Origin of the sequence: Mycobacterium sp. E2699 (assembly GCF_001666745.1) — a bacterium.
GTDB lineage: Bacteria > Actinomycetota > Actinomycetes > Mycobacteriales > Mycobacteriaceae > Mycobacterium.
In genome coordinates this window covers 127,731-137,729 of the sequence record NZ_LZJH01000065.1, presented here as the reverse complement: position 1 = coordinate 137,729, position 9,999 = coordinate 127,731, and the positions used below count along the sequence as shown (strand labels likewise).

The 9,999-nt window shown below is 70.6% G+C and carries 12 protein-coding genes; 8 read left to right on the top strand and 4 right to left on the bottom strand.

Going from position 1 to position 9,999, the window contains the following annotated elements:
* Window positions 1-43: 43 nt before the first annotated feature.
* The 5 genes from rpmF to A5696_RS10945 all read left to right on the top strand — a co-directional run bounded on the left by rpmF (window position 44) and on the right by A5696_RS10945 (window position 4,649).
* Window positions 44-217 carry a 50S ribosomal protein L32 gene (gene rpmF, locus A5696_RS10965; protein ID WP_066961599.1) on the top strand — a complete coding sequence of 58 codons (174 nt, stop codon included), beginning with the start codon at window positions 44-46 and terminating at the stop codon, window positions 215-217.
* Window positions 218-280: 63 nt separating this feature from the next.
* Window positions 281-967, top strand: coding sequence for a two-component system response regulator MprA (gene mprA, locus A5696_RS10960; protein WP_082956586.1), 687 nt, complete (start codon window positions 281-283; stop codon window positions 965-967).
* 16 nt (window positions 968-983) lie between these two features.
* Window positions 984-2,531 (top strand): HAMP domain-containing sensor histidine kinase, encoded by a 1,548-nt coding sequence (locus tag A5696_RS10955; RefSeq protein ID WP_067877710.1) that lies wholly within the window; start codon window positions 984-986, stop codon window positions 2,529-2,531.
* Between the two features lie 73 nt (window positions 2,532-2,604).
* Entirely contained in the window at window positions 2,605-4,092 is a 1,488-nt protein-coding gene (locus A5696_RS10950; protein WP_082956575.1) for a S1C family serine protease, read from the top strand.
* Window positions 4,092-4,649: a molybdenum cofactor biosynthesis protein B gene (locus tag A5696_RS10945; RefSeq protein WP_067877707.1), complete on the top strand. Its 558-nt coding sequence runs from the start codon at window positions 4,092-4,094 to the stop codon at window positions 4,647-4,649. Before A5696_RS10950 ends, A5696_RS10945 begins: the two co-directional genes overlap by 1 nt.
* Window positions 4,650-4,656: 7 nt before the next feature.
* Here A5696_RS10945 and mscL read toward each other — a convergent pair whose 3' ends face one another.
* The 4 genes from mscL to A5696_RS10925 all read right to left on the bottom strand — a co-directional run bounded on the left by mscL (window position 4,657) and on the right by A5696_RS10925 (window position 6,942).
* Window positions 4,657-5,121, bottom strand: a complete 465-nt coding sequence (gene mscL, locus A5696_RS10940) for a large-conductance mechanosensitive channel protein MscL (protein WP_067877704.1) — start codon at window positions 5,119-5,121, stop codon at window positions 4,657-4,659.
* 64 nt (window positions 5,122-5,185) lie between these two features.
* A complete protein-coding gene (locus tag A5696_RS10935) occupies window positions 5,186-5,869 on the bottom strand; it encodes an SAF domain-containing protein (RefSeq protein WP_067877701.1) in 684 nt (227 codons plus the stop codon).
* A 65-nt stretch (window positions 5,870-5,934) separates the two neighbouring features.
* Entirely contained in the window at window positions 5,935-6,273 is a 339-nt protein-coding gene (locus tag A5696_RS10930; protein ID WP_067877898.1) for an FmdB family zinc ribbon protein, read from the bottom strand.
* Window positions 6,274-6,348: 75 nt separating this feature from the next.
* Entirely contained in the window at window positions 6,349-6,942 is a 594-nt protein-coding gene (locus tag A5696_RS10925; protein WP_067877697.1) for a 5-formyltetrahydrofolate cyclo-ligase, read from the bottom strand.
* Between the two features lie 77 nt (window positions 6,943-7,019).
* Between A5696_RS10925 and A5696_RS10920 the strand changes: the two genes are divergently transcribed.
* The 3 genes from A5696_RS10920 (at window position 7,020) to A5696_RS10910 (ending at window position 9,975) form a co-directional block, all read left to right on the top strand.
* A complete protein-coding gene (locus tag A5696_RS10920; protein WP_067877694.1) occupies window positions 7,020-7,931 on the top strand; it encodes a UTP--glucose-1-phosphate uridylyltransferase in 912 nt (303 codons plus the stop codon).
* A 76-nt stretch (window positions 7,932-8,007) separates the two neighbouring features.
* On the top strand, window positions 8,008-9,300 hold the full coding sequence (gene glp, locus A5696_RS10915) for a gephyrin-like molybdotransferase Glp (protein WP_067877692.1): 1,293 nt from the start codon (window positions 8,008-8,010) through the stop codon (window positions 9,298-9,300).
* 21 nt (window positions 9,301-9,321) lie between these two features.
* Window positions 9,322-9,975, top strand: a complete 654-nt coding sequence (locus A5696_RS10910) for a GNAT family N-acetyltransferase (protein WP_067877689.1) — start codon at window positions 9,322-9,324, stop codon at window positions 9,973-9,975.
* Window positions 9,976-9,999: the final 24 nt, after the last annotated feature.

Below are 9,999 nucleotides of genomic sequence, written 5' to 3'. Positions count from 1 at the left end.
CACGCCCGCGACATGCCCCCGACACGAGGAGTCAGGCCCGACCATGGCCGTACCCAAGCGCAGGATGTCGCGCGCGAACACCCGAAGCCGCCGCGCGCAGTGGAAGGCCACGAAGACCGAGCTCGTCGGCGTGACGGTGGCCGGCCAGAAGCACAAGGTGCCCCGCCGGCTGCTCAAGGCCGCGCGCCTGGGCCTGATCGATCTCGACAAGCGTTAATCTCGGCAAATACGCGGCGCGCCTCTCAGGCGGCTCTCAGGCGCTGGGACGAAACTAATGGCCGTGCGCATACTTGTCGTCGACGACGATCGCGCGGTGCGCGAGTCACTGCGCCGCTCGCTTTCGTTCAACGGGTACTCGGTCGAGCTGGCCCATGACGGCCTCGAGGCCCTGGACATGATCGCCAGCGACCGGCCCGACGCGCTCGTCCTGGACGTGATGATGCCGCGCCTGGACGGCCTCGAGGTCTGCCGTCAGCTGCGCAGCACGGGCGACGACCTGCCGATCCTGGTGCTCACCGCCCGCGATTCGGTGTCCGAGCGCGTCGCCGGCCTGGACGCGGGAGCCGACGACTATCTGCCGAAGCCGTTCGCCCTCGAAGAGCTGCTGGCCCGCATGCGGGCGCTGCTGCGGCGCACGAAGCCCGACGACGACGTCGAGTCGGTGGCGATGACGTTCTCCGACCTCAGTTTGGACCCGGTGACGCGCGAAGTCACCCGCGGACACCGTCGGATCAGCTTGACCCGCACCGAGTTTGCGCTGCTGGAAATGCTGATCGCCAATCCCCGCCGGGTGCTGACCCGCAGCCGCATCCTCGAGGAGGTGTGGGGATTCGACTTTCCCACCTCGGGCAACGCGCTGGAGGTCTACGTCGGCTACCTGCGCCGCAAGACCGAGGCCGAGGGCGAGCCCCGGCTGATCCACACGGTGCGCGGGGTGGGTTACGTCCTCCGGGAGACGCCGCCGTGATGAGCCCTGCCCGACGATGATCCGGTCGGAAAGGCACCGGCGCGCGCCGCTGCGAGCCACCAGTTCGCTGTCCCTTCGGTGGCGGGTGATGCTGCTGGCGATGTCGATGGTGGCGATGGTCGTCGTGCTGATGTCCTTCGCCGTCTACGCGGTGATCTCGGCTGCGCTCTACAGCGACATCGACAACCAGTTGCAGAGCCGGGCGCAGCTGTTGATCGCCAGCGGCTCGCTGGCCGCCGACCCCGGCAAGGCCATCGAGGGCACCGCCTATTCGGACGTCAACGCCATGCTGGTGAACCCGGGCCACGCCGTCTACAGCGCCAACCAGCCGGGCCAGACGCTGCCGGTCGGAACCACCGAAAAGGCCGTCATCAGCGGCGATTTGTTCATGTCGCGGCGCACCGCCTCCGATCAACGAATACTGGCCATCCACCTGCCCAACGGCAGCTCGTTGCTGATCTCGAAGAGCCTGAAGCCGACCGAGGCGGTCATGACCCAGCTGCGCTGGGTGCTGCTCATCGTCGGCGGCATCGGAGTCGCGGTCGCCGCGGTGGCCGGCGGGATGGTCACCCGGGCCGGGCTGCGTCCGGTGGCCCGCCTCACCGAAGCCGCCGAGCGCGTGGCGCGCACCGACGACCTGCGGCCCATCCCGGTGTTCGGAAGCGACGAATTGGCCAGGCTCACCGAGGCTTTCAACCTGATGCTGCGGGCGTTGGCCGAGTCGCGGGAGCGGCAGGCCCGGCTGGTCACCGACGCCGGACACGAACTGCGCACCCCGCTGACCTCGCTGCGCACCAACGTCGAACTCCTGATGGCCGCCATGGAGCCCGGGGCGCCGCGGCTGCCCGAACAGGAGATGGTCGGCCTGCGCGCCGACGTGCTGGCGCAGATCGAGGAATTATCCACTCTGGTAGGCGATTTGGTGGACCTGACCCGCGACGACGCCGGACAGGTCGTGCACGAGACCGTCGACATGTCCGAGGTGATCGATCGCAGCCTGGAGCGAGTGAGGCGGCGGCGCAACGACATTCACTTCGATGTCGACGCGATCGGATGGCAGGTCTACGGTGACGCCGCGGGCCTCTCCCGCGCGGTGCTGAACCTGATGGACAACGCGGCCAAGTGGAGCCCGCCGGGTGCCCATGTCGGCATCACGATGCGACAACTCGACCCGACGCACGCCGAGTTGGTGGTTGCCGACCACGGCCCCGGCATCCCAGCGCACGAGCGCCGCCTGGTGTTCGAGCGCTTCTACCGGTCGACGACGGCGAGGGCGATGCCGGGCTCGGGGCTCGGGCTGGCGATCGTGAAGAAGGTGGTGCTCAACCACGGTGGGCTGCTTCGGGTGGAGGACACCGTGCCCGGAGGTCAGCCGCCCGGTACCTCCATCTACGTGCTGCTGCCCGGCCGTCCGATGCCGGCCCCGCCGGCCGCGGACGACACCGAGGTCCTGCGCGCCGACAGCGAAACCGGCCCCGTTATGCCCGTGGCGAACAGCGGGCAGAACTCTCGGGATTCGGCGAACGTTATCTCAGTGGAATCTCAGTCCGCGCGGGCAAGGTAGGTCTGCAGCTAGTGTTGGACTCGAGCCAAGTCGAGCCCAAAACGCCGGAATATAGGAAGAGCGACGTAGCGACATGACGAATGACCCGAGGTATTCGCCACCGCCGCAGCAGCCGGGATACCGTACCGGGCCTGATCAGCCTGTGCCCCCAGCCTATGCGCAGGGGCGCCAACAGCCGTACAACCAGCAGTTCGACTGGCGTTATCAGCAGCCGGCCCAGCCGTCGCAGCCCACGCCGACGAGCCCGTACCGGCGGCCCTACGAGCCCTACGAGCCTTTCAGTGGCGCCGGGCCGGGCCGGATGCCTGGCGGCGCGGGGACGGGTCCGATGCCCGGCGGCACGGGGGTGGGTCCCATGCCCGGCGGAACCGGGACGGGGCCGATCCACCTGCTGCCGCCGATGCCCCCGGGTCCCGTGCCCCAGAAGCGCTCCCGCGCAGGCCTGTTGGCCGCCGGCGCGCTGGCGATCGCGGTCGTGTCGGCCGGGATCGGCGGCGCCGCGGCAACGGCCGTCGAGCTGGGCACGCACTCCGCGAGCGGCAACGGCCACGGGATCATCCCGGGCGCCGCTCCCAGCGTCCCGGCGGCGAACATGCCGCCGGGCAGCGTCGAACAGGTGGCAGCCAAGGTGGTGCCCAGCGTCGTCATGCTGGAAACCGACCTGGGCCGCCAGTCCGAAGAGGGTTCCGGCATCATCCTGTCGGCCGACGGGCTGATCCTGACCAACAACCACGTCGTCGCGGCCGCGGCCAAGCCCGGCGGGCCCGGTGGGCCCGGCGCTCCCCCCGGTGGCGCGCCGCCGAAAACGACGGTGACCTTCTCCGACGGCCGCACCGCGCCGTTCACGGTCGTCGGTGCCGACCCCACCAGCGACATCGCCGTGATCCGCGTGCAGGGCGTGTCCGGGCTGACCCCCATCACGCTGGGCTCCTCGTCGGACCTGCGGGTCGGCCAGCCGGTGGTGGCGATCGGGTCGCCGCTGGGCCTGTCGGGGACGGTGACCACCGGAATCATCAGCGCGATGAACCGGCCGGTGTCCACCACCGGCGAGTCGGGGAACCAGAACACCGTGCTGGACGCGATCCAGACCGACGCCGCGATCAACCCGGGTAACTCCGGCGGGGCTCTGGTCAACATGAGCGGCCAGCTGGTGGGCGTCAACTCCGCGATCGCCACCCTGGGCGCCGACTCGCCCGACGCGCAGAGCGGCTCGATCGGCCTCGGCTTCGCGATTCCGGTCGACCAGGCCAAGCGCATCGCCGACGAGCTGATCGCGACCGGCAAGGCCACGCACGCCTCGCTCGGCGTGCAGGTGACCAGCGACAAGGGCACCCCGGGCGCCAAGGTCGTCGACGTCGTGCCCAACGGAGCCGCGGCGAGCGCCGGCGTGCCCAAGGGCGTGGTCGTCACCAAGGTCGACGACCGCCCGATCAACAGCGCCGACGCGCTGGTCGCCGCCGTGCGGTCGAAAGCCCCCGGCGACAAGGTGTCGCTGACCTTCCAGGACGCCGGCGGCGGGAGCCGCACCGTGCAGGTCACCCTCGGCAAGGCGGATCAGTGATGCGAGTCGATGAGCCCTCGTCGGCGGGATTGTCCGACCTCGGATATACGGTGGCACCCATGGAAACGGGTGCGGAGTTGGTGGTCGGCCGGGCCCTGGTCGTGGTGGTCGACGATCGCACGGCGCACGGGGACGAGGACCACAGCGGACCGCTGGTCACCGAGCTGCTGACCGAGGCCGGGTTCGTGGTCGACGGCGTGGTGGCGGTCGCCGACGACGAGGTCGAGATCCGCAACGCGCTGAACACCGCGGTGATCGGCGGGGTGGACCTGGTGGTATCGGTCGGCGGAACCGGCGTCACGCCACGCGACGTCACGCCGGAGGCCACCCGCGAGATCCTGGACCGGGAGATCCTGGGCATCGCCGAGGCCATCCGCGCGTCGGGGCTGTCCGCGGGCATCATCGATGCCGGGTTGTCCCGCGGTCTGGCCGGGGTGTCGGGCAGCACGCTGGTGGTCAACCTCGCCGGCTCCCGCTACGCGGTGCGCGACGGGATGGCGACGCTGAATCCCCTTGCCGCTCAGATCATCGGCCAGCTGTCGAGCCTGGAGATCTAGGCGCGCCTCACTGCGCTTCGGCGTCCGCGCGGGGCCCGTGGGCCGGCGGGGGCGTGGTGGCCGCCGCGCCACCGTGCCGGCCGGACGAGTCCCCGTCGGTGTTTTGGGCCAGCAGGTCACGGATCTCGGTGAGCAGGACAACCTGGGCGTCGTCGGCCTGCTCGACCTCGCCGCGCTTACGCAGGGTGTTGTACGGCAGCACGACGAAGAAATAGACCACCAGCGCGATCAAGAAGAAGTTGATCGCCGCCGACAGCAAGATGTTGAAGTCGATGAACTGGCCGCCGCCGATAGAAATCTTCAAGGCGCCGACATTGGTCTGCTTGTTCGCGCCGACCCGGTTGAGGAGCGGCGTGATGATGGCTTCGGTGAACTTGGTGACCAATGCGGTGAAGGCAGTACCGATGACCACCGCGACGGCCAGGTCGACGATATTGCCCCTTGCGAGAAACTCCTTGAACCCTTTGAGCATGCCGAGGTCCTTTCTGGACTGACAACGTTTGCTATCGATCACGTGCCCAACAGCGGCCAGGCCCTCAGTGCAGGGTCAGCGTCACCGTCTGACCCAGCGTCGAGCCCGCCACCGTGTTCGCCACGCGAGCCGGCAGCGCAACCAACACTACGCGGTCGCTATCGGCAGCCTGGACCTTCTGTTTGGCGGAAACAAGCACGACGACGGCGTCGGTTGCTACCACTTTGGTCACGGCCGGGCCGCCGGTCGCCGGTGCGTCGTTGCCCGGGCCGGCGAGCACGTCCACCACGTCGCCCACCCGAACGAGGTCGATCAGCCCGCCGTCCGCCAGGTGCAACGGCACGATGCGGGCGCCGGGCCCGGCCTTCGGCCCGATCGCCGCCTCGGCCAGCCGGCTGCCCAGTAACCGGACGTCGGTGAGCACCTCGCCGCGCCGGGTGGGGCCGGCCAGCGTCGAACCGACGACCGCGCCGACGTCGGCCTGAGAACCGTCGGGAAGGCTTGCGACCGAACGCTTTTCGAGCCGGACATCATCGGCGGTCAGTGCCGCGCCCGGCTGCAGGTCGCGCGCCGCCACCACCACTTCGGCGTCGTCACCGTGCGGGTCGGACCGCAGGGCCGCAACGCCCGCCAGCGCCACCAGCCCGCCCGCGGCCATCCGGCGGGCCAACACGGTGCGAGACCAGTCGGGGCGAAGCGACGTCGAGATCCGCCTGAACAGGCTGGGGTTCAGCGATGATTCGCCCACGGCGCAACGGTAGGCGCGCCGGGCGGCCGGCGATGCCGGTCAGAAGATTGCTTGTGGATAACCGCTCAGCTGGAGGCGGCGGTGGCCGGGGTGGCGCTGCTGCTGGTCGTCTTCTCGGCCGAGCCGCTCTTGTCGCTTGACCCGCTCTTATCGGTGGACGCGCTCTTCTCGCTGGAGCCCGCGTCACCCGACGATCCGTTGGTCGAGCTCTTCGACTTCGCCCCGTCGGCGCGGCTGTCGGTGCGGTAGAAGCCGCTGCCCTTGAACACCACTCCGACGGAGTTGAACAACTTGCGCAGCCGGCCCGAGCACTTCGCGCAGGTCGTCAGCGCGTCGTCGGTGAAGGCCTGCACAGCGTCGAAGCGGTCGCCGCACTCGGTGCACGCGTAGCTGTAAGTCGGCACAAAAACCTCCGAAATCGTCTCGGGCTGCATTAGCACTCTACCGTGTCAAGTGCTAGAACCGCCACGTGATCGCGATCATTCCCGCGTCGGCAGCGCGATCAGGCCCCGGTGGGGCGTCAGCGCGTGCGTCATCGGGACATCGTGCGGCTCGGCGGGCAGCTCGTCGAGGAACTCCGCGTCGCGGACCATCGCGATGAGCCGCGCCGCCGGGTCGCGCCCGCCCAGCGAGCGGTCGTAAAACCCCCGCCCACGGCCCAGCCGCACCCCCCGGCGGTCAACCGCCAGGGCCGGCACCAGCACCACTCCGGCCTGGGCCAGGGCCGTCGCCGGCAGCAGCGGCTCGGGCGGCTCGAACAACCCCCACGGCCCGGGAACGAGGGTGCCCGGCCGGTACTCGCCCCAGCGCAGCGGCAGCGGCGTCTCGTCGGCGGTGGTCCGCGCGACCGGCAGCAGCACCCGTCCGCACCGGCGCAGCAGCATGTCCAGCAGCTCGGGAGAACCCGGCTCGGCGCCCACCGGAACGTACGCGCAAACGGTGATCCCGCTGGTGAGGCCGGCCTCCAGCCGCTCGCCGAGCAGGCGCGCCTCGGCGCCGTGAACGTCGTCGCCCACACCGCGCCGCGCGGCCAAGAGCTGCCGGCGCAACGCGGCCTTGCTCGCGGTTTGCACGCCCCTAACGATGACAGGCCGGGTTTCGGCGTCGCCAGACGGCGTGGGAGCGCCCAGCGGGGGTTATCGTTTTAACAATGTCACGCGCAGAAATTCCGATCCCCTTTACGGCGATCGTTCCCGCCGCCGGCCTGGGTACCCGGTTCCTGCCCGCGACCAAGACCGTGCCCAAGGAGCTGCTGCCGGTCGTCGACACCCCCGGGATCGAGCTGGTCGCCGAGGAGGCGGCCGCCGCCGGCGCGGAACGCCTGGTGATCGTCACCTCCGAGGGCAAGGACGGGGTCGTCGCGCACTTCGTCGAGGACCTGGTGCTGGAGGGCACGCTCGAGGCGCGGGGCAAGAAGGCGATGCTCGACAAGGTGCGCCGGGCGCCGCAGCTGATCAAGGTCGAGTCCGTCGTGCAGGCCGAACCGCTCGGACTGGGGCACGCCATCAGCTGCGTGGAGCCCACCCTCGCGGCCGACGAGGACGCCGTCATGGTGCTGCTGCCCGACGACCTGGTGTTGCCGACGGGCGTCTTGGAGACGATGGCCAGGGTGCGGGCCGATCACGGCGGCACGGTGTTGTGCGCGATCGAGGTGTCCCCCGAGGAGATCAGCGCGTACGGCGTTTTCGACGTCGAACCGGTCCCCGGCGATGACAACCCCGACGTGCTGCGGGTCAAGGGGATGGTGGAAAAGCCCAGGGCCGAGGATGCCCCGTCGATGTACGCCGCCGCGGGCCGCTACGTGCTCGATCGCGCCATCTTCGACGCGCTGCGCCGCATCGAACGCGGGGCCGGCGGCGAAATGCAGCTCACCGACGGCATTGCGCTGCTGATCAAAGAGGGCCACCCGGTGCATGTCGTCGTGCATCGCGGATCTCGACACGACTTGGGAAATCCCGGCGGCTACCTCAAGGCTGCGGTTGACTTTGCATTGGATCGTGACGACTATGGCCCGGATTTGCGGCGATGGTTGGTGGCGCGATTGGGCCTGACCGAGAACTAGCCGGGCGATACGTCGGTCCGCCAGCACTCAGAGGGCTTGTGCCCGTCAGGGCATTTGAGGGCAGAAAGGCGCGCTTGTGCGTTCTGTGGAGGAGCAGCAGGCCCGGATAACGGCGGCCGCGGTGGCCCCGCGGCCGATACGGGTGGCCATCGCCGAGGCGCAGGGCTTGATGTGCGCCGAGGAAGTGGTGACCGAGCGACCCATGCCCGGCTTCGATCAGGCCGCGATCGACGGCTACGCCGTGCGCAGCGTCGACGTGCTGGGCGTCGGCGAGGTGGGCGCCGAAAGCCTCGGCGAGCCGCCCCGCGACCCCGCAGGAGACGAAGACACGCGCGACGGCCTCGTCCTGCCCGTGATGGGGACCATCGAGGCCGGCTCCCGCACGCCCAGCAGGCTGCAGCCGCGGCAGGCGGTCCGGGTGCAGACCGGGGCGCCCCTGCCCACCCTGGCCGACGCCGTCCTGCCGGTGCGCTGGACCGACGGCGGGACATCGCAGGTCCGGATTTTCCGCGGGGCGCCGTCGGGCGCCTACGTGCGCCGCGCCGGCGACGACGTGCAGCCCGGCGACGTCGCCGTGCGCGCCGGGACGATCATCGGCGCGGCGCAGGTGGGGCTGCTGGCGGCGGTCGGCCGCGAACGGGTGCTGGTGCATCCGAGGCCGCGGCTGTCGGTGATGGCCGTGGGCGGCGAGCTGGTCGACATCTCGCGCACCCCGGGCAACGGGCAGGTCTACGACGTCAACTCCTATGCGTTGGCGGCGGCGGGCCGCGACGCCGGCGCGGAGGTCAACCGCATCGGCATCGTCAGCAACGACCCGAAGGAGCTGCGGGAGGTCGTCGAGGGCCAGATCAACCGCGCCGAGGTCGTCGTCATCGCCGGCGCGGTCGGGGGCGCGGCCGCCGAGGCGGTGCGGTCGGTGCTCTCCGAGCTGGGCGAGATGGAGGTCGTCCGGGTCGGCATGCACCCGGGATCCGTCCAGGGCTTCGGGCAGCTCGGGCGCGAGGGCGTTCCGACGTTTCTGCTGCCCGCCAACCCGGTCAGCGCGCTGGTGGTGTTCGAGGTGATGGTCCGGCCGCTGATCCGGCTGTCGCTGGGCAAGCGCCAGCCGATGCGCCGGATCGTGCAGGCCCGCGCCCTGTCGCCGATCACGTCGGTCGCCGGGCGCAAGGGGTACCTGCGCGGCCAGTTGATGCGCGACCAGGACAGCGGTGAATACCTGGTGCAGGCGCTGGGCGGGGCGCCGGGCGCGTCGTCGCACCTGTTGGCCACGCTCGCCGAGGCGAACTGCCTCGTGGTGGTGCCCAGCGGCGCCGAGCAGATCCGCACCGGCGAGATCGTCGACGTCGCCTTCCTGGCCCAGCGCGGCTAGGCGAAGCGACTGCACCCGCTCGTGAACCTGCTGCGCACCAATTCCCGTCATCCCGGTTGGCCGCTGGACGTGGGTCCGCTGCGGGTACCGGCGGGGGTCGTGCGGCTGCGGGCGGTGCGGATGCGCGACGGCGCGCAATGGAGCCGGATCCGGCTGGCCGACCGCGCCCATCTCGAGCCGTGGGAACCCAGCACCGACAGTGACTGGACGATCCGGCACACGGTCGCCGCGTGGCCGGCGTTGTGTTCGGGCCTGCGCGCGGAGGCCCGTAAGGGACGCATGCTGCCCTACGTCATCGAGCTCGACGGGCGGTTCTGCGGCCAGCTGACCATCGGCAACGTCACGCACGGGGCGCTGCGGTCGGCGTGGATCGGCTACTGGGTGCCCAGGTCGGCCACGGGCGGCGGGGTGGCGACGGCGGCGCTGGCGCTCGGTCTCGATCACTGCTTCGGCCCGGTCATGTTGCATCGCGTGGAGGCCACCGTGCGCCCGGAGAACGCCGCGAGCCGCGCCGTGCTGGCAAAAGTCGGGTTCCGCGAAGAGGGCCTGCTGCGCCGCTACCTCGAGGTCGACCGGGCGTGGCGCGATCACCTGCTGATGGCGATCACGGTCGAGGAGGTTCAGGGATCGGTGGCGTCGACCCTGGTCCGCGCGGGTCACGCGAGCTGGGCCTGACCGCCCCGCCGGAGGCGTCACGTT

Coding starts and splice junctions, on each gene's coding strand:
- rpmF (WP_066961599.1), top strand. CDS start 44: ATGGCCGTACCCAAGCGCAGGATGTCGCGCGCGAACACCCGAAGCCGC.
- A5696_RS10955 (WP_067877710.1), top strand. CDS start 984: ATGATCCGGTCGGAAAGGCACCGGCGCGCGCCGCTGCGAGCCACCAGT.
- A5696_RS10950 (WP_082956575.1), top strand. CDS start 2,605: ATGACGAATGACCCGAGGTATTCGCCACCGCCGCAGCAGCCGGGATAC.
- A5696_RS10945 (WP_067877707.1), top strand. CDS start 4,092: ATGCGAGTCGATGAGCCCTCGTCGGCGGGATTGTCCGACCTCGGATAT.
- mscL (WP_067877704.1), bottom strand. CDS start 5,121: ATGCTCAAAGGGTTCAAGGAGTTTCTCGCAAGGGGCAATATCGTCGAC.
- A5696_RS10920 (WP_067877694.1), top strand. CDS start 7,020: ATGTCACGCGCAGAAATTCCGATCCCCTTTACGGCGATCGTTCCCGCC.